The following is an 18,915-nucleotide window of genomic DNA, read 5'->3' on the forward strand; positions in this document are numbered from 1 at the left end:
CATTCGGAACCGGTGCCTCTTCCTGTACCGCCGGGGTGGCGTGTCCCGCCGGACGTTGCGAAAGCCACTTTCGCAACGTCGGCCGCGCCCAGGTAGGTACCCGAAAGTGTCCCCCTGCGGACAGTCGAGCGAGGCGGATCAGTCCGAGGTCTTCGCTTCGGCGACCGCGGCTGCTTCGTCGTCGTCCATCGCCTTGGTGTCACGCGGCGGGAGGAAGGGTTCGTCGTCGGCGGGGGATCCGGAGGCCTGCTCCTTGCCACGCGCGAGTTCGGCGTCCAGTTCGGCGCCGAGGAGGACGGCGATGTTCGAGATCCACAGCCAGATCAGGAACACGATGACGCCGGCGAGCGAACCGTAGACCTTGTTGTACGAGCCGAAGTTGCTGACGTAGAAGGCGAACCCGGCGGTGGCCGCGGCCCAGAGCAGCACGGCCACGATGCCGCCCGGTGTCAGCCACCGGAATTTCGGCTGCCGCACGTTGGGGCTCACCCAGTAGAGCATCGCGAACGCGAGCCCCGCCAGCAGCGCGATCACCGGCCATTTCACGATGTCCCAGACGAGGACGCCGGTCGAGCCGAGACCGATCAGGTCGCCGAGGTAGCGGGCGATCCCGCCGGTCGCCACCACCCCGGCGGCACACAGGGCGAGCACGATCAGCACGGCGATGGTGAGTCCGATCCGCAACGGCACGGTCTTCCAGATCGGGCGGCCTTCGGGCATCGAGTAGAGGACGTTGGACGCCCGCATGAACGCGCCGATGTAGCCGGAAGCGGACCACAACGCGCCCGCGGTGCCGATGATCGCCGCGGTTCCGGCCAGCCCACCGGTCTTGGACAGCTCTTCGATGGCGCCGATCAGGATGTCCCGGCCCTGGCCGGGTGCGATCCGGCCGACGTTCTCGACCAGTGCCTGGGTGGCCGACGGGCCCATCAGACCGAGGATCGCGGTCAGCACGAGCAGACCAGGGAAGAGCGAGAGCACGCCGTAGTAGGTGAGCGCCGCCGCCCAGTCCAGCATGTTGTCGCGGTTGAACTGGACGAATGTCCGCTTGAGTACGGCCCACCACGATCGTCGGGACAACTCGGTGGGACCGTCCGGGTCTTTCGCTGTGGCAGCCAAGGGAACCTCCTGCTGGGGATTCCTTGGCTTACCCGGTGGCGCCGGGGCGAAACGGGTGGTCAGGCCGGGCTGGTACGAGGCGGTGGCGGGGGCGGGACCGTCTTCGCCAGCACGATGTCGGCCAGCCGGATCGTGGCGAGTCCGCGTTTGGTCTCCACCGTGCATTCCGTGTCGTCACGGGAACGGAGGTAGCCGAGCGCGTCGGTGAACCCACCCTCGATCCGGTACCGCACGACGACCCTCGTGCCGAGCGGGACGTCGGGAAGGGTCACCGGTTCAGGTGGGCGGTGAGCTCGTCGTCGCTCGGCTCGACCAGGTGGGTGCCGTCCGGCCAGACGATGGTGGGGATACGCCGCTCACCGTTCTGCAGCGCCCGCACGGTCTCCTCGGCGCCGGAATCCGCTTCGACGTCGATGTAGTCGTACGCGATGCCCTTCGAGTCCAGGAGGGCACGGCTGCGTTTGACGTCGGGGCACCAGTCGGCGCCGTACACGGTGAGGTCGCTCATGGCTCACAGCATGCCAGGTCGCGGTCCGGCAGCGCGCTCGGCGAGGGCCGCGCGGTCGGCGAGGCCGGTCTTCGCGAGCAGGCTCGCGACATGCTTCTCGACCGTCCGCGGCGAGATGTGCAGGCGGGCGCCGATGTCCTTGTTGCCCATCCGCTCGGCGAGCAGCACCAGGACCTCGTACTCGCGCACGGTGACGCCGGACGCTCGCAGGTCGCCGGGAACCCGGTCGACCCCGGAGCGGCGCTGCCGGACGGGGGCGCCGAGTTTACGCAGGAGACTCCGGCAGGCGGCCGCCACCGCCGGGATCTCCCTGCGGTGGAAGTACTCTTCGGCATCTTTGAGCCAGCCCGCCGGATCACCCCAGCCGTCGGCGGCGGCCGGTTCGGCGATGAGCCGGAGCCCGAGGTGGCGGGCCAGGGGATAGGGCGCCGACGTCTCCAGCGCGGAGGCCACCGCCTGTCCGGCCGCCGCCGCGTCACCTCGCCTGCCGTGCTCGACCGCGTGCGCGAATTCGACGAACTGCCGGTTCCACCGCATCCCGCTCACGGCGGATCCGTCCTCCGGACAGGGCGCGCCGCCGAGGGTGTCGACGAGCGTCCGGAGCCCGTGCTGGCCGGCGAGGTGGAACCGGCTCGGCCGCCGGTCCTCCAGCTCGACGACCTGGCCGAGTTCGCGCCGTGCCCGGTCGAAATCCTCTTCGAGCAGCGAGCAGAAGACCCGCGCCAGCCCGATGCTGAGCACCATCTCCTGCGCGTTCTCACCGCCGCTTTCCCGGAAGTCGTCGAGTGCCTGCTCCATCGCCGGGCGGTCCGCCCGGTGCCCGGCGGACATCGCCCTCGTCATATGGGCGTACTGCAGCAACGCGGTCAGCCGGAGCCTGCCCAGCACGGCGAGGTTCTCCGCCAGCAGCGCGTGCGCGGTGCCGAATTCGCAGCGCAGGATCGCGTGCATGGTGCGCACGGAGTCGACCGCGCAGTGCAGGGTGATCGACCCGGTGCGCTGGGCGTCCGCGCGGGCGAGCAGCAGGGTCTGTTCGTCGCCGTTCATCAGGACGCGATGCCCGCCCAGCCGGACCAGCGCCTGGGTGCGCAGGTGGTGGAGATGGTTGTCCTCGGCGGTGCGGCGCGCGAGCTGCATGTAACGCTCGGATTCGGTGAGGTCCCGTGACAGCGCGAGCATGCCGAGCACCTGTAATGCCTGGCAGACGACGAACGGCTGCTCGGTCGCCTCGGCCACCTTCCAGGCCTGACGCGCGAGCCGTTCCGCCGTGCCCGTCCGGCCGGGAACGTCCAGCCAGAGGTTCGCTTCGACGGCGTCGAGCGCGGCTTGCTGGGCAGGAGAGATCGCCGAACCGAGGGGAGCGCGGGCACGTTCGATCTGGCCGAGGCATTCGTCGTGCCGTCCGGCGATGTAGGCGGCCCAGGCCAGCTGGGTATGCAGTTTCGCGGCCCGTTCGAGGGTGCCGATCTCGCCGAATCCGGCGGAAAGCTCGACGGCGCGGTCGAATTGACCGGTCTGCCCGAGCGCGTGCACCAGTGTCTCCAGCACCTCCGCCCGATCTCCCGCGTCTGCCCCGGCGAGCAGGTCGACGGCCTTGGTGAGCATCGTGACCGCGGAGTCGGCGGCGCCCGCGTCGAGGGCACGGCGTCCGGTTTCCGCGAACAGGCGGCCTGCCGCCTGTTCATCCAGCGCGGTCAGCCGGAGCGACGCGACGAGCGCGCACAGGTCGCCCGGCAGCCCCGGGTACAGCTTCTCGACGGCGTCGGCGGCCTGACGGGCGAGCGCCGCCTTCCGTGCCGGTGACTGGCGTGCCAGCAACGCTTCCGCGGTCAGCGGATGACGGAAGGCGTACCAGCCGGGCGTCGTCTCGTCGGTGGTCACCAGGTTCGCCGAGACCGCGGCGCCCAGGTGGTTGTGCAGGGTCCGGTCGTTGGTTCCGGTGACCGTCTGGACCACCGGTAGCGGGAAGCGGCGGCCGATGATCGCCGCGACCGACAGCAGCTCGCCCGCCTGCTCGCCGAGTTGCTCCATCCGGACGCCGATGCTGGTGACCAGTGCGGCGGGAACGCGGGCGCGGAGTTCGCCGATGACGCGCCAGCCGTCGCGGCCCTCGACCAGCAGTCCGTCGTTCACCATGCCGTGGAGCAATTCCTCGACAATGAACGGAAGGCCGGCACTGTTGCGCCACAACAGTTCCGCCGCGGCCGACGGAAGCAGTCCCGGCTCGGTCTCGAGGCAGGCGGCGGCGAGGGCGCGGGTGTCGGCGAGGCCGAGCCTGCCCAGTTCGACGACGGCGCAGCTCATCCGCTGCGCGCCGGAGGTCGCCAGCCGCAGGGCGTCGGAGGGTTCGTTGCGGAGTGTGCCGACGAACAGGGCCTGCGCCGCGGGCAGGTTGTCGACGAGGTATTCGAGAATGAACAGTGTCTCGGCGTCGGCGTCCTGGAGATCGTCGAGGACCAGGAGCGCGCCGCGGTCGCGGCTGGTGACGGCCAGCAGCCGGAAGACCGCTTCGGCGAGCACCAGCAGGGAGCCTGACTCGCGTGGCCGGTCACCGCGGCCCCAGTCGGGGACGAGCTGGGCGAGCACGGGGATGAACGGGTCGAGTTCGGCGGCCGACGGCGGTCCTCCGCCGCGGAAATGCGACCACAGCGCCTGGGCCAGCGGCCGGAACGGGACGAGCGGGCCGATCGAACTCGCCCGGCCTTGCAGGACCGGGATGTCGGCGGCGACCGCTCTCGAGGCGGCCTCGATGGCGAGCCGCGATTTGCCGATACCGCCTTCGCCCACGAGGAAGATCGCGCCGCCGCGGCCGGCGATGGCGCGATCGAGAGCTCCGGAGAGCTCGGCCAGTTCGGCGTCGCGGCCGATCACCCGCGACGAACGGATCCCCACCGCGGTGACTATAGCGAGCGGATTTCCCCGTCACGGCCAATAAATGATCACGAAGGCGGGCGGCGCGAACCCGCCTTCGTGAGCGTGTCTCAGATCCAGCCGCCGGTGAAGACGCTGACGACGGACGGCGAACCGGGGTCCGTGGACAGGGTGGCGAGCGGGTTGGCGCTCAGCCGCGGCTTGCCACCCGCCAGCGCGTGGTTGCGCGAGCCGACTTCGAGGGCGCGCGGCAGGTTCACGGCGCCGAGGACGTCTTCGGTGGCGGGCAGATCTCTTTCGTACATGCGGGTTTTCTCCTCATACTCGATTTACCGGCGGAACAACGGTGGCCGCGGGATGCGGCCGGTCGGGACGGAGCAGGAGCGCGGAGGGGACCCGGTCACCGAATCCCAGCCGCAGCAGGCCGTAGCCGATTCCCGCCAGGCCGCTCAGCAGCCCTGGCGAGGGGACCGCGCCGGGTGTGCCGCAGCGGGCACCGCGCTGGTCGATGGCGGCGAGCAGATGACCGGTCCGGCGGCGGACCGCGGCGGCGGCGCCAGTGTGCCCGTTCTCCGCCAGTACGCACAACACGTCCAGCACACCGGACTCGCCGTGGCAGAGGCTGAGGTCCTTCAGCGGCGCCCCGTCGGCCAGCCGTTTGATCGTCCGGTCGAGATCCCTGGCGTACCCGGGCTCGGGCAGGTGAGCGGCAAGGCCGAGCGCGGCACCCGCGAGACCGGCGCACCAGCCGCCGGTGCTTTCCGCCCGATCGTCCGCACTTCCGGGTGGTTCTTCGCCGGAACGATCGTGCGCTCGCAGTACCCAGTCGATCCCGGCCGAACCGCGGGCGAACGACTTCTCTTGTGGACGTTCGCGGTCGAGCAGTTCCGCGGCGTACCGGTCGGCCCGCGCCAGTGCCGATTCCAGTCCTGTTTGGACATACACGGACCGCATCGACGCGACACCGCCCGCCAGCCCAGTCGTGAACCCGGCGGGCGTTTCAGGCGTCGCGTCGGGCATCAGGTCGACGGCCTGCTCGATGAGATCGCCGGCGGGAAGGCCGGCCAGAGTGCTGAGCCGCGCGATCGTGTACGCGACGCCGCCGAGTCCGAGAAGGCCGCCGCAGCCGGCGGTGGCGGCCAGTTCGCGGTCGGCGCGGAGGGTGGCGAAGAGGCCGGGGAGCGGGCTGATCGCGTACGCGGCCAGATCGCGGTATCGCGCGATCCCGGTCAGTTCGGCGAGCTGGGCGAGGAACAACGCGACACCGCAGTAGCCCTCGCCGAGCCCGGCGCCCATCGGCAGGACGGTCCAGTAGCGGTCGTCGACGAGTTCGATCCCGAGCCAGTTGGAGCGGTGCTCGTCGGAGAAAGCGTTGGCGACGATCTGGTCGGCGATACCGCAAGCGGTGACCAGCAGCCGTTCCGCGCCGGGCGCCTGGTTCGGCGCCGCCGTTTCCGCGGTATCGCCACCGTGATGACCCGTGGTCGCCGTGCTGATGGCGAGGGTGGCCGAGATCAGCCATTCCTGGTCGCGTTGGTCGAGCGGGTCCATGTCGGCGAGCTTCGCCAGCACGGTGTCCAGCGACGGCCGGTCGACCACCCCCTCGACGCTCTCGCCGCGTGAATCCAGCAGCGACGTCGAGCCGGGGTTCGAGGTGAACATCGGCACGTCGCCCGCCCAGAGGTCGTCCCGCTCGTGTGGCACGAGGCGGAGCAGCTTCTCCTCGTCGGCGGAATCCTCTTCGAGCAGGTCGAACGCGCGGTCGCGGTCGGCGGCGTCGCGAAGCAGATCGGGATGGGTGGTCTCGTCCAGCAGCCGGAAGTAGAAGTTCGTCGGCCGGATGAGTACCCGGATGGGGTCGTCGGCGCAGCGCCGGGGGTGCTCGGCGAGTTCGTCCCGTCCGGTGGAGATCGCGTCGTAGCCGAGGCGGAATCCGGCCAGTAGCGCGGCACTGTGCTCGGCGGGCGTGATGTCGCGGCCGTCGAGCCGTGGCAGATTGTTCCCGCCCGCGAGTTCGCCGGGCACCCGGACCAGCCGCATGCGGTCGGTGCCCGGATCGGCCCACTCGACGCGGTCGGTGGGCAGCCTGCCACCGCGGCCGGCGAGGCCGGAGATGTCGACGGCGCCGTGTTCGCCGGCGAAGAGCTGGGGGAGCAGCAGTGTGCGCTGGACCGAGCGCGCCAGCATCGCCGCCGCGGGGTCGCCCTCCGGCGGATCGGGCGGCGAGGGCTGGAACAGCGTCTCGATGTCGATCAGCACCGGCTGGTCGCCGCAGGCGATGATGTTCTCGTAATGGACGTCGGTGGCGTCGAGCGCGTACAGGAGCGCCAGGAGGATGCCTTGCCGCCGGTAGAAGCGGTCGACGTCGCCGATATCGGCGCACGGCCGGTGCTCGACGAACCGGAGCCAGCCGTAGTCCGCCCGCGGTAACGCGTCCGCGGTCCGCAGTTCGAGCCCTGGCAGTCGTTTGTTCAGCCGCGCGACGACGTCGGTGAACCGCTCGTGCAGGATCAGCGGCCGGGGTTTGTAGATCACCTTGGCGCCGCCGGAGAACCGGAGCAGTTTGACCGAACGCCCGCGTGCGTGCGAGTCACCGATCCCGCCCGCGACCTCGACGAGCGTGCCGAGTTCGCCGTCGACGACCGAACAGGGCAGCAACGCGGCGTCGGCCGAGAACCGGGCCAGCGCTTCGGCGTGGGCTTCGGCGGCATGGAGACACGCTTGGGCGACGAGCCGGGCCAGGACCGGGTACTCGCCGAACAACCGGACGAGCCCGGCCGGAGAAGCTTGCCTGCGCACGAAATCGGAGAAGCGCTCTTCGGGTGTTTCTCCCCGGAGGTCTCCGGCCTTGCGGTCGCGGTGGAGTTCGAGGACCAGTGTGCGGATCGCGAGTTTGAGCAGATGCTGGTCGAGCTGGGCCGCGAACCCCCGGCGGAGGGCTTCGACATCGGCTCCGGGGAGATCGTCCGGGACCGCGTCACGCGAAGCGGCGTGGACGAGCGACCTGAAGACCCCGGCGAAGTCGACACGCCAGTCATCGGCTGGGGGACGCTCCGGCAGAAGCGCGGTCACCGCGTGTTCGGCGAAATCCGCCCATGCGGGCTTGTCCGCGGTCCGTTCGCGCGGGGTCTGGCCGCGTACCCACCACCTCGGCGGCAGGGACGTCGCCGATCGTGGGGGCGTCACGGCGGTCATGGTTTCAGTTCGGCTGGGCACGCACATGGGGGTGACACCCCCACATTCAGCGCACGCACGAAGATGTCCGGAGAGTGACGGCCGGGCACCCTGGCGCCCTCACCGGAATATGGGGTCCCGGCCCCCATGCGCGGGGACCGTCCCGGCCGCACCATGGTCGGGTGGCGCGGTGTCGCAGGGGGATCACCGCGGTACCGGGCGCGGGCCGGTTACTGGGGGTCCGGCCCGCGCCGCCCGCAGCTGCGCAAAGGATAAACCCGAGAAGCAAGGTCACCTTTTCCGCGGTGAAAAACCGGAACCCGGTAAAGGGACACGGGGTGTGTCCCTTTACCGGGTCGCAAACACGAGGGGCCGACCCGCGCCAACAGATTGGCCCCTGTCAAACCCTGGTGCTCAAGAGCGTCAGACCAGCCATCCGAGCACGTGCGCCAGGTGCGCGAGCAGACCCGAGATCAGGTCGTGGCCGTGGTGCACGTGCTGGGTGAACATCTGCATTGAGGGGCTCCTTGTTTCGGATTTCGTGTTCGGTTGTGCTCTCGCGAGGAGCGATCGAAGATTTTCACCACGTTGGCGCGCTGTCAAAAAACGATTTCCCGGGCCTTCGAGGAGTCGTGAATCTTCCCACGATAAACACGTAAGTCTTTCGTGTTTTGCGTCAGGGGTCGGTTCCGCGGGAGCCGACACTGTGGGTAGCGAGCCTGCGGCGGGCCGATGTGGAAGCTGGGCCTCCGCTACGGCAAGTGGGCGGGCGCGTGCCACGAACCGGTGATCCACATGCCACGAATGGTGAGTCGGCGAGAATCACCGATACGGGTGACGGGCGCCAGGCTCGCCTCGCTCGGGAGGGTGAACAGGTGGTCGACCGGGTGTTCTACGCTCTTGACCGGGTGGCCGCCTTGTCCCGCGCGGCCTTTGGCGATGGGGCAAGGGTGTGGCGATGGCGCTCGCGCAGGTCGAAGAGACGGTTCCGCTGAGACCGGTGCCGGCCGAGTCACGCGGTCAGCGCCGGGATATCCAGGGGTTGCGCGCGCTGGCGGTCGGTTTGGTGATCGTCTACCACCTTCGGCCTGAATGGCTGCCTGGCGGCTTCGTCGGTGTCGACGTCTTCTTCGTGATCTCCGGCTACCTCATCATCGGCACCCTCACCGGCGAACTGCGCCGCACCGGCACCATCCGCCTGCGCGAGTTCTACGCTCGCCGCATCCGGCGCCTTTTGCCTGCCGCGTCGGTGGTCCTGCTGAGCACCGTGCTCGTGACCTGGCTTTTCCTGCCGATCTCACGCTGGCCCGCCATCATGAGTGACGTCCTCACCTCGGCGCTGAACGTCCAGAACTGGGCGCTGGCCGCCCAGTCCGCCGACTACGCCCACGCCACCGCCGCCGCGTCACCGGTCCAGCATTTCTGGTCGCTCAGCGTCGAAGAGCAGTTCTATCTCGTCATCCCCCTGGTCCTGCTCCTCTGCGCCCGCCTGGCCCACCGCGCCGGACCGAAGGCCGCCCGTCACGCCGTCACCGCGGTCGCCCTCGTCACCGCCGCGTCGTTCGTGTTCTCCGTGGTCTACAGCGAGCTCGACCACGGTCGCGCCTACTTCGTGACGCCCACCCGGATGTGGGAGCTCGGACTCGGCGGCCTCGCCGCGATGACCGTGCACCGGATCCGGCTCAAGGGTGGGGCCCGGCTACTTCTCGGCTGGGGCGGGATGGTCGCGGTCGTTGCCGGTTCGTTCGTGCTGACCACCGCGATGGCGTTCCCCGGTTACCTCGCCCTCCTGCCCACCCTGGGCACCGTCGGCCTGTTGCTGGCCGGGGTCGTCGCCGCGGACCAGCGCGTGGCACGTCCGGAAGTCGCCTTCGTGCTGGGTCTCCAGCCGCTGCGCTACCTCGGTGACATCTCCTACAGCCTGTACCTCTGGCACTGGCCGGTCATCGTGGTGGTCCTGCAACTCGGAGGCGGCTCGGAACTGACGCGGCAGCAGGCGGTGGGTGCCTTCGTGCTCAGCCTGGCGCTGGCCATGGTGACCAAACACGTGGTCGAAGACGTCTTCCGCGGCGGGACGACCGCTCGGCGTCGCACATCCCGGCTCCGCGGTGCCTACCTGCTCGGTACGGCCTTGGTCGCGGCCACGACGGTCGTCGCGACGGTGCCGTGGCAGTACGCCTCGGCGGAACTCGAGCGCCTCGCGTCGGCCACCGGCCTCGATGAAAGTCACCCGGGCGCCCTCGCGCTCGACCGGGACAACCCGATATCGGCGCCGGACGGCGTCCCGCTGACTCCCGACCCGGCGGTGGCGGGACGGGACTGGCCGCTGCAGGACCAAACCGTCAGCTGCACCTCGTACGACATCGAGAGCTGGCCGCCCACCGGTGACAAGTGCACCTACGGCACGGCGACCGCGCCGAAGACCCTCGTCTTGGTCGGCGACTCGCACGCGGCGATGTTCAGCACCGTGTTCGCGCGGTTCGTGCGCGAGCATCCCGAGTGGCGGGTGAAGATGATGCTGCGCAACGGCTGCCCTTTCACCGCAGTCGCACCGGCAGGCCTCACCGTCTGCTCCGACCAGAACGAACGCGAACTCGCCGGAATCCTCGCCATGAAGCCGGAACTCGTGGTGACCTCGGCGATGTCTCCCGAGTCCTATGACAAGGATCTGAAATGGCGTTGGGAATCGCGTGCGCAGACCGTGGACGGCTACGAATCCCTGTTGCGGCGTATCTCCGACGCCGGTATCCGATCCGGCGTCATCCGTGACGTGCCCCGCCCAGCCAAGAACACTCCACGTTGCCTGGAACGCAACCCCGGCAGGCACGCTGCATGCGACACGGCACTGGGTGACGCCTTCGGCCGGGACAAGGACCCGTTGGTGGAGGCCGCCGAACGCGTGCCGCATACGACGGTCGTCGACCTGACTCCGTGGCTGTGCGTCGGCGGCGTGTGCCCGGCTGTCGTCGGCAACGTCGTGGTGTACCGGGACAATCACCTCACGGACTCGTACGTGCGTACTCTCTACGGGCCCCTGACCGCGGGACTCGGCCTGGGATGACAGGCCGAATCCGGTTCAGCCGCCGATCCGCGACGACGGGTGGATCGGCGCGCCGGATTCGTACAGTTCCAAGGGAAGCGTGCGGACAGTGTTGGTCTTCGGGTCGAGGTGACGACAGGAGATGCCGGGTACGTGGATCCACCGGCCCGCGACCGAGGAACCGGAGGGCCGCCGTTTGGTGGAGCCGAATTCGAAGCGGACGTGCTCGGGCATGTCGCAGGCCTCGTATTCGGTGACGTTCTGGTGCCGTAGCACGATCTCGACCCGGTCGCGGATGATCGGTCCGGCGGTGAGGTCCGCACGGTAGGAGATGGTGCCCTGTTCGGTACGCCCGTCGGTCAGGCCGGTGCCCTGGAACTTGATGTCGCGCAGGACGTACTCGTAAGCCTCGCCGAGGTAGGTGACCGTGCAGGTCACCGTCTTGGTGCGGCCGGCATCGAAAGCGGGACAGGACGAGCGTGCGCCAGGGTCGACGTGGTTGGCGAAGTCGGTCACCTTCCGCAGTGCTTCCCAGGCGATCCGCTCCCGCACGGGCGCGGAGGAGGCGGGCTTGGGCGGAAGGCCGCTCAGGTCCGGCTCGGGGTAGGCCTTCGGGACGGTGCCGCGGCGCAGGGTCGAAAGGTCGACCGGCGGCGCCGTGCTCGTGGGCGCGGTACTCGCCGGGGACGACGGTGCCGTGGTGGGCGCGGGCGCGGGAGGGCTGCCGCAGGCGGAAGCGAACAGGAGCAGCGCCGTTCCCGCCGGGACGAGGACGGTGGCCTTCACGCCAGCACGGATCACGCCGGTCAAGCTAACAGGGGAGCGGTCGCGAGGTCAGCGTGAGAAATGCCGTCATCGGCGACGATCGTCGTGGCCCGGCCGCGCGACAGTGGGTCTTCACAGATGCCAGGACTTCGTCGGTCCCGGCAGGTTTCACGAGATGGAACGCAGCCGCCCTCGGGACTGCCGGTGCAGCTGGTCGACGGCCCGCGCCGTCTGGTCGTCCGCGGGCAGGAATACGACGATCTGCTGATCATCGGCGGGCAGTTCCAGCGTTTCGCGTGTCAGCCGAAGTTCGGGGCCGGACGGGTGCCTGAGTCGCAGAACGCCTCGTCGTGGTACCTCATGGCGGTTCAGCCTGCGGGTGAAGTCGGTGCCCGCGAGTGGGATCAGCTCGGCGGTGAGCCATTCGAGATTCTCGACGGAAGGTGCGAGCCACAGGTCGAACGCCTGCTCGTCGGCGATCGCGTCCCAATCGGCGAAGAAGGTGCGCGCGCGTGGATCGGTGAAGACGTAGCGCGTGATGTTCGGTGTTTCTGCGTCGAGCAGACCGGTTCCGCTGGTGACCGTCGCGTACGTGCCGGTGTAGGCGAGGACGTCGCCCAGCCTGTTCGTCACGATGGCGATTCCCTGTTCGAGCATGCGCAACGTGTCCATGACGGACGGGCGTACCTGACGGCGCGGCGGTGCGGGCTTGAAGTGGGCGGAGCATTCGTCCCCGGTGATCTTCGCGAGGTAGCGCAGGTGGTTACGCTCCGAGGTGGCGAGGCTGAGCGCGTCGGCGATCGCGTTCACGACCGCGGTGGACGGGTTTCGGTCGCGCCCCTGCTCGATGCGGGCCAGGTATTCCATGCTGATGCCCGCTCGAGTGGCGAGGTCCAGACGGCGTAGTCCTGGCGACCGGCGGCGGTCTCGGTCCGGCAGCCCCAGGGATTCCGGCTGGATAGCGTCTCGTTTGGCTCGGATGAAGTCACCCAACGGCGTACCCATGATCATCAGCCTACGGTGCCATTCGCCGAGCGCGCACTACTCAGGGTAGCCCTGTGGGGGCCAGCCTGAGCATGGCCTGGTTGCCGACGCGAGATGACCCGAACATGGGCGCATGAAGAACAGTTGCGTCAGGGCGGCCCGCTGAGATGAGTTCCGCATTGGACGCACGACAGCCGACGCGTCGCTCCGGCCAGGCGTTACTGCTCTGGGGTTTGCTGATGATCGCGGCGAACCTGCGGCCGAGCCTGACCGGTGTCGGGCCGCTGCTGGATCAAGTGCAGGCCGACCTGGGGTTGTCGGCTGCCGTGGCCGGTCTGCTGAACACGTTGCCCCTCCTCGCTTTCGCGGTGATATCCCCGCTGGTGCCGCGGCTGGCCGCGCGCCGCGGGCCCGAGCGGGTTCTCGCGGGCGCGCTCGGGGTGCTGACAGTCGGGATCGCGATCCGGTGGATCCCGACGGTGGCCGGGCTGTTCAGCGGGACCGTGTTGATCGGGGCCGGTATCGCGGTGGGCAACGTGCTCCTGCCGAGCCTCATCAAACGCGACTTCCCCACGAAAGTGGGCTTGCTGACGAGCGCGTACGCCACGGTCATGGGCGGTGTCGCGGCGGTGGCCTCCGGGGTGGCCGTGCCGATCAGCGAGGTCGCGCCCGGTGGTTGGTCGACCGCGCTGGGCTGCTGGATCGTGCTCGCGCTGGTGGCGATCGTGCTGTGGTCGCCGCAACCGCGGACCCCGCCGCCGGTCGCGGCGGCGGTGCGCGGTGGACACCGGCTGCCGTGGAAATCGGCCTTGGCATGGGCGGTCACGGCGTTCATGGGACTGCAGTCACTGGGCTTCTACGTCGTCGTGACGTGGCTTCCCGGGGTGGTCCAGGACACCGGGATCAGCCCGGCCTCGGCAGGATGGCTGCTGTTCCTCTTCCAGGTCGTCGCGGTGCTGACGAGTCTGGCCGCACCGGCGTTGCTGCGCCGAGCGCGTGACCAGCGCGGGTTGGCGACGGTGAACTCGCTGATCATGCTCGCCGGCTACATCGGACTGCTTTTGGCGCCGGAATGGGCCGTGGTGTGGACCATCGTCCTCGGCTTTGGTGGCGGCGCCTGCCTGGTGCTCGCCTTGGCCTTCCTCGGCCTGCGTGCCCAGGACGCGGCCGGAGCGGGAGCGCTGTCGGCGATGGCGCAGTCGGTCGGCTACCTGCTGGCTGCGGTCGGACCGGTGCTGTTCGGGTTGCTGCACTCCGTCAGTTCGGGCTGGCACGCACCGCTCATCCTGATGTGCGTCGCCGCGTTCGGCCAGGCCGTCATCGGGATGGTGGCGGGGAAGGGCACCGTCCGTCCCGAGCGCGGGTCGCCGACCGGGCCGACCCGCCTGGCGGTGCCGCCCGCTGGAGTGGGCGGTCACACGCAGTCCACCAGGCGGCGGTAGCGAGTCGGCGGGCTCCACCAATGGTAGGAATGCCTGGTGACCGAACCGAATTTGATCGAAGCAGCCGCCGAAGAGGCAGTCACGCTCACCAGTGAACTGATCCGTATCGACACCACCAACACCGGTGACCCCGACACGCTGGTCGGTGAACGCGCGGCGGCGGAGTACGTGGCCGAGAAACTCACCGACGCGGGCTACGAGATCACCTACGTCGAGTCCGGCGGCAAGGACCGCCACAACGTGATCGTCCGGCTGCCGGGTGCCGACCCGTCGCGCGGCGCGCTCCTGATCCACGGTCATCTCGACGCCGTCCCCGCCGACGCCTCGGAGTGGTCGGTGCACCCGTTCTCCGGCGCGATCCAGGACGACTACGTCTGGGGCCGTGGCGCGGTGGACATGAAGGACATGTGCGGCATGGCGCTCGCGCTGGCCCGTCACTACAAGATCAACGGCATCGTCCCGCCGCGTGACCTGGTTTTCGCGTTCCTCGCCGACGAAGAGGCGGGCGGCAAGTACGGCGCCCAATGGCTGGTCGAGAACCGGCCCGAGCTGTTCGAAGGCGTCACCGAGGCGATCAGCGAGGTCGGCGGTTTCTCGATCACGCTGAAGGACAACGTCCGCGCGTACCTCATCGAGACGGCCGAAAAGGGCATCCGCTGGATGAAGCTGCGGGTGCGCGGCACCGCCGGTCACGGCTCGATGATCCACCGCGACAACGCCGTCACCAAGCTGTCCGAGGCCGTCGCCCGGCTCGGCAACCACCGCTTCCCGCTGGTCATGACCGGCTCCGTCCGCGAGTTCCTCGATGGCGTCACCGAGATCACCGGCTGGGACTTCCCCGAGGACGACATCGAGGGTTCCGTCGCCAAACTCGGCAACATTTCCCGGATGATCGGCGCGACCCTGCGCGACACGGCGAACCCGACGATGCTCACCGCGGGCTACAAGTCGAACGTCATCCCATCCGTCGCGGAGGCTTCGGTCGACTGCCGGATCCTTCCCGGCAGGCTCGAGGCGTTCAACGCCGAACTGGAGGAGATCCTCGGCCCGGACATCGAGAAGGAGTGGATGGAGCTGCCGCCGGTCGAGACGACCTTCGACGGCGCGCTGGTCGACGCGATGACCAACGCGGTCCTCGCCGAGGACCCGGGCGCCCGCACGCTCCCGTACATGCTCTCCGGCGGCACCGACGCGAAGTCGTTCCAGTCGCTCGGGATCCGCAACTTCGGCTTCGCGCCGCTGCAGCTGCCCGCGGACCTCGACTTCTCCGCGCTGTTCCACGGGGTCGACGAACGAGTCCCGGTCGACGCGCTGAAGTTCGGTGTGCGGGTACTCGACCGCTTCCTCCGCTCTGCCTGATGCCCGGTCTGCTGGTCGCCGACGGAACACCCCTGCACTTCGAGCGCTGGGGCGATCCGTCGGCGCCGGTGACCGTGGTACTGCTCCACGGGTATGCCCTCGACAGGCGCAGCTGGCGTGCCGTCGCGCCGGTGCTGGCCGAGGCATCCTCGGAGGAACCGCTGGCCGTGGTGGCCTACGACCAGCGCGGCCACGGCGAATCCGGTGAGGTCCGGGCCTCGTCGGCGACCATGGGGAAGCTCGCCGACGATCTGGCCGAGGTTCTGGACAAGGTGGTTCCCGGAGGCAAGGTGGTCCTGGTCGGCCATGACATGGGCGGGCTCGCGATCCTGTCGCTCGCCCAGCGCCATCCGGACGTCTTCGCGGCGCGGGTGGCGGGAATCGGGTTGCTCGCCATGTCGGCGGGCGGCGTCACCCCGGACGCGATCTGGCCGAACGCGCTCGGGAAACTCGGCCGTGACCTGGAGATCGTCTTCGGGACGAAGCTGATCGGCCTGGTGCGGGAGCATACGAGCAAGGCGGTGACCGCCGGGCTGCGGTGGTGGCTCTTCGGCGACGACCCGGTGCCCGCCGACGTCGAACTGACCGTGCGGATGATCCGCGGCAACTGGCCGCAGACGGTGTCCGCCTTCCGTCCCGCCTTGGACGCCTACACGCGGGAATCCGCGTTGTCGCAGGTCGGAGCGGTGCCGGTGACGGCGATCGTGGGGGAGCGCGACAAGCTCGTGCCGACGGCGGACGTCGAGGAACTGGCGGGCGCGGTGGAGAACGGGACGGCCGTGGTCCTGCCCGGCGTCGGGCACGTCGTCCCGCTCGAGGCGGCCCCGCAGGTGATTCCCCGCCTGCTCGCGCTGGCGAACGAGGCCCGCCGACAGTCCTGACTGTCTTGACAAAAACTGTTTTCGGTGACACCTTCTCGGCATGTTCTCCGTTGCGGTGATCGAGGACGCGGAGGCGGCCGAAGTGTCGCTGGATCCGGTCCGGGCCCGGCTGCTCGCCGAACTCGCCGAACCGGCGTCGGCCACGATGCTGGCGGCGCGGGTCGATCTGCCGAGACAGAAGGTGAACTATCACCTTCGCGCGCTGGAGAAGCACGGGCTCGTGGAGCTCGTCGAGGAGCGGCGGAAGGGCAACGTCACCGAGCGCATGATGCGCGCGACGGCGTCGTCGTACGTCATCTCACCGACGGCGCTCGCGGCCGTGCAACCCGATCCGGCCCAGTCGCCGGACCGCCTGTCCGCACGCTGGCTGCTCGCCGTGGCGGGCAGGCTGGTCCGCGACGTCGGTCTGCTGATCACCGGTGCGACCAAGGCACGCAAACGGGTCGCGACCTTCGCGATCGACGGCGAGGTGCGGTTCTCCTCCGCCGCGGACAGGGCCGCGTTCGCCGAAGAGCTCACCGTCGCGATCACGAACCTGGTGAGCAAATACCACGACGAAGGCGCCGAACAGGGCCGCGATCACCGGATCGTCGTCGCCGTGCACCCGAGCGTCCGCATCCAGCCCGAGGAGAGCTGAATGGTCCACGAATTCGAGATCACCGACCGGGTCGAGGTCGACGCGACACCGGAACAGGTCTGGGACGCCATCGCGACCGGTCCGGGGATCACGTCATGGTTCATGGGACGCAACGAGGTCGACGGAGGCGTCGGCGGGACCGTGAGGACGGCTTTCGGCGGCTTCGAACCCACCTCGGCGATCACGGCTTGGGACCCGCTGGAGCGGCTCGTCTACGGCACGGAACCCGCGCCGGACGGACGCTTCGTCGCCTACGAGTTCCTCATCGAGGGCAGGTCCGGCGGCAGCACCGTGCTGCGGACCGTGACGAGCGGCTTCCTGCCCGGCGACGACTGGGAAGACGAATTCGAGGCGATGACCGCGGGCGGCGAGCTGTTCCTCCACACCCTCGTCGAGTACCTGAACCGTTTCGCCGGCCGGAAAGCGGTCCCGGTGACGGTGTTCGGGCCGATGATCGCGGACTGGGACAGCGCGTGGCCGACGCTGGGCCGGGAACTCGGCCTCGCCGGGCGGCCGGAGCCGGGCGATCGGGTCCGCCTGTCCACCGGTCCGGTGTCCACTGTGGACGGCGAGGTCTATTTCGCGAACGCGCAGACGGTCGGGATCCGGACCGCGGACGCGCTACTGAGGTTCGTCCGCGGCTTCGCCGGGCCGATCTGCGCGATGCATCACCTGTTCGGCGACGTCGACTCCGCGGAACAGGACACGCACTGGGCCGAGTGGCTCGGCCGGGTGTTCAAGGGCTGAAGGGGCCTTTCACCGCATCGCACGTGGTGAAGGACGCTTTCGTCGCATCGCATGCGGGGAAAGCGTCCTTCAGCTCAAGTGATGAGGCCGGGCAGGGGGGTGGCGGTGCGCTTGCGGCGCAACCACACCCTCCGCGTCCCATCGGAATAGAGCCGGACGGTCGACAGTTCCCAGCCGGCGAACTCGGCGTGGATCGACAGCTGCGTCGCCGCCGCACGCCGGGAAACGCCGGGCGGAAGCTGCAACCGCCGGTACTCCCAATCCCCTTCGACCACCGCCTCGTCCACGACTGTCATGGCGTGATCACCTGGATCCCTTCTCCGATGGCCGAGCCGACGACCACGCGGCCGCCCTGCTCGTCGACGGTGACCGAATCTGGCTGCCGCACGGTGGGGAACCGGTGTTTCTCGACCGGTTCCCCACCGCGGACGTCGAAACCGACTACCTCGTTGCGTCCGGTGAGCGTGACCCAGGCGAGGCCACGGGTGCGGTCGTAGGCGATGCCGTACGCCCCGCCGGGGACGGGATAGCGCTGGCGCAGCAGCAACGGCGTCGTGGAGAACGCCAGCAGCGCGCCGGCCCGCGCGTCGGTGACGAAGACGCGTCCGAGATCGTCGGTGACGGCGTTGGCCGCGCCGTCGCCCGCCCGCAGGCCCTCGCCGATCTTGCCCTCGTCGAGGTCGACGGCGAACAGGGCGGTACGGAGCTTGTCGAGCACGACCACGCCGTCACCGGTGTTCAGCACGTCGTCGGCGCTGTAGATCTGGCCGGTGATGGTCTTCGGTCCCGCGTTCTTCGAGAGCACCTCGACGGCCTTGCGGTCCCGCACGGAGACCAGCGTCGCGTCACCGTCGGCGAGCCCGGCCGACGGCTGTCCCGTGACGGGGACGGTCTCCAGGGCGCCGCCGGGCAGCGAGACCTTCGCCAGCAGGCTCTTGCCGGGGACGCTGGCGAGCACCTGGGACCCGGAGACGGTGAGCCGCTCGGCAGGGCCGGGCAAGGCCACGGTCGTCTTGGGGGCGTCGAGGGCGGCGAGATCGTAGATACGCAGCGAAGGCGGCTCCGAAACCGCGACGACCAGCGTCTTGCTCGCCTCGTCGGTCACCAGCGCCTGCACACCCGGCACCGCGAACACCGACCCCGCGGGTTTGACCGTCACCGCGGGGGAGACCGCCGCGGTCGCCGCGACGGGGTTCTGCACGATCTGCAAGGAGTCGTTGGGTGTGTCGTCCGCACTACAGGACGAAAGGACCAGGACACCGGCGAGCGGGATCGCGATCCGGGAAACGGCGGACAGCCGACCCACCTTGGTGCCTCCACCTGCTACTCGTCGTACGGACCTGTCCAGCATCCTCCAGGAACTCCACCACGTCACGTCCGCGTCACCC

16 protein-coding genes are annotated in these 18,915 nt (G+C 69.5%); 6 read left to right on the forward strand and 10 right to left on the reverse strand.

Annotated elements, in window-relative coordinates; translation table 11 throughout:
- Positions 1–138: 138 nt before the first annotated feature.
- From ACFVM3_RS15940 to ACFVM3_RS15965, 6 genes are all read right to left on the reverse strand, one after another.
- Positions 139–1,119, reverse strand: a complete 981-nt coding sequence (locus ACFVM3_RS15940; protein WP_378439303.1) for a YihY/virulence factor BrkB family protein — start codon at positions 1,117–1,119, stop codon at positions 139–141.
- A gap of 59 nt (positions 1,120–1,178) precedes the next feature.
- Entirely contained in the window at positions 1,179–1,391 is a 213-nt protein-coding gene (locus tag ACFVM3_RS15945) for a ferrous iron transport protein A (RefSeq protein WP_378439305.1), read from the reverse strand.
- Positions 1,388–1,627: a glutaredoxin family protein gene (locus ACFVM3_RS15950; RefSeq protein ID WP_378439306.1), complete on the reverse strand. Its 240-nt coding sequence runs from the start codon at positions 1,625–1,627 to the stop codon at positions 1,388–1,390. Before ACFVM3_RS15950 ends, ACFVM3_RS15945 begins: the two co-directional genes overlap by 4 nt.
- A gap of 3 nt (positions 1,628–1,630) precedes the next feature.
- Positions 1,631–4,519, reverse strand: a complete 2,889-nt coding sequence (locus ACFVM3_RS15955; protein WP_378439308.1) for an ATP-binding protein — start codon at positions 4,517–4,519, stop codon at positions 1,631–1,633.
- An 89-nt stretch (positions 4,520–4,608) separates the two neighbouring features.
- Positions 4,609–4,803, reverse strand: coding sequence for a hypothetical protein (locus tag ACFVM3_RS15960; protein WP_034318598.1), 195 nt, complete (start codon positions 4,801–4,803; stop codon positions 4,609–4,611).
- A 13-nt stretch (positions 4,804–4,816) separates the two neighbouring features.
- Positions 4,817–7,693 carry a type 2 lanthipeptide synthetase LanM family protein gene (locus ACFVM3_RS15965; protein WP_378439310.1) on the reverse strand — a complete coding sequence of 959 codons (2,877 nt, stop codon included), beginning with the start codon at positions 7,691–7,693 and terminating at the stop codon, positions 4,817–4,819.
- A gap of 937 nt (positions 7,694–8,630) precedes the next feature.
- Here ACFVM3_RS15965 and ACFVM3_RS15970 point away from each other — a divergent pair.
- Positions 8,631–10,733: an acyltransferase family protein gene (locus ACFVM3_RS15970; RefSeq protein ID WP_378439312.1), complete on the forward strand. Its 2,103-nt coding sequence runs from the start codon at positions 8,631–8,633 to the stop codon at positions 10,731–10,733.
- Positions 10,734–10,748: 15 nt separating this feature from the next.
- On the opposite strand, the gene ACFVM3_RS15975 is transcribed toward ACFVM3_RS15970, so the two are convergent.
- Together ACFVM3_RS15975 and ACFVM3_RS15980 are read right to left on the reverse strand one after the other, a co-directional pair.
- Positions 10,749–11,513 (reverse strand): hypothetical protein, encoded by a 765-nt coding sequence (locus ACFVM3_RS15975; RefSeq protein ID WP_378439314.1) that lies wholly within the window; start codon positions 11,511–11,513, stop codon positions 10,749–10,751.
- A 132-nt stretch (positions 11,514–11,645) separates the two neighbouring features.
- Positions 11,646–12,482, reverse strand: coding sequence for a helix-turn-helix domain-containing protein (locus ACFVM3_RS15980; protein WP_378439316.1), 837 nt, complete (start codon positions 12,480–12,482; stop codon positions 11,646–11,648).
- A 146-nt stretch (positions 12,483–12,628) separates the two neighbouring features.
- Here ACFVM3_RS15980 and ACFVM3_RS15985 point away from each other — a divergent pair, with 146 nt between their 5' ends.
- Genes ACFVM3_RS15985 through ACFVM3_RS16005 form a run of 5 tightly spaced genes read left to right on the forward strand, consistent with a single transcriptional unit; the run spans position 12,629 to position 17,527 of the window.
- Positions 12,629–13,903 carry a CynX/NimT family MFS transporter gene (locus tag ACFVM3_RS15985; RefSeq protein ID WP_378439318.1) on the forward strand — a complete coding sequence of 425 codons (1,275 nt, stop codon included), beginning with the start codon at positions 12,629–12,631 and terminating at the stop codon, positions 13,901–13,903.
- A gap of 36 nt (positions 13,904–13,939) precedes the next feature.
- On the forward strand, positions 13,940–15,262 hold the full coding sequence (locus ACFVM3_RS15990; protein ID WP_378439320.1) for a M20/M25/M40 family metallo-hydrolase: 1,323 nt from the start codon (positions 13,940–13,942) through the stop codon (positions 15,260–15,262).
- Positions 15,262–16,143 (forward strand): alpha/beta fold hydrolase, encoded by an 882-nt coding sequence (locus ACFVM3_RS15995; RefSeq protein ID WP_378439322.1) that lies wholly within the window; start codon positions 15,262–15,264, stop codon positions 16,141–16,143. The genes ACFVM3_RS15990 and ACFVM3_RS15995 overlap by 1 nt, the downstream gene beginning before the upstream one ends.
- Before the next feature lie 40 nt (positions 16,144–16,183).
- Entirely contained in the window at positions 16,184–16,780 is a 597-nt protein-coding gene (locus ACFVM3_RS16000; protein WP_378439324.1) for a winged helix-turn-helix domain-containing protein, read from the forward strand.
- Entirely contained in the window at positions 16,781–17,527 is a 747-nt protein-coding gene (locus ACFVM3_RS16005) for an SRPBCC domain-containing protein (RefSeq protein WP_378439326.1), read from the forward strand.
- A 74-nt stretch (positions 17,528–17,601) separates the two neighbouring features.
- Here the strand turns inward: ACFVM3_RS16005 and ACFVM3_RS16010 are convergent, their stop codons facing one another.
- Positions 17,602–17,823 (reverse strand): DUF5703 family protein, encoded by a 222-nt coding sequence (locus ACFVM3_RS16010; RefSeq protein ID WP_016334446.1) that lies wholly within the window; start codon positions 17,821–17,823, stop codon positions 17,602–17,604.
- Entirely contained in the window at positions 17,820–18,833 is a 1,014-nt protein-coding gene (locus tag ACFVM3_RS16015) for a YncE family protein (protein ID WP_378439328.1), read from the reverse strand. The genes ACFVM3_RS16010 and ACFVM3_RS16015 overlap by 4 nt, the downstream gene beginning before the upstream one ends.
- Positions 18,834–18,915 lie beyond the last annotated feature (82 nt).

The sequence above is a fragment of the Amycolatopsis sp. NPDC057786 genome, assembly GCF_042797905.1.
Lineage (GTDB): Bacteria > Actinomycetota > Actinomycetes > Mycobacteriales > Pseudonocardiaceae > Amycolatopsis.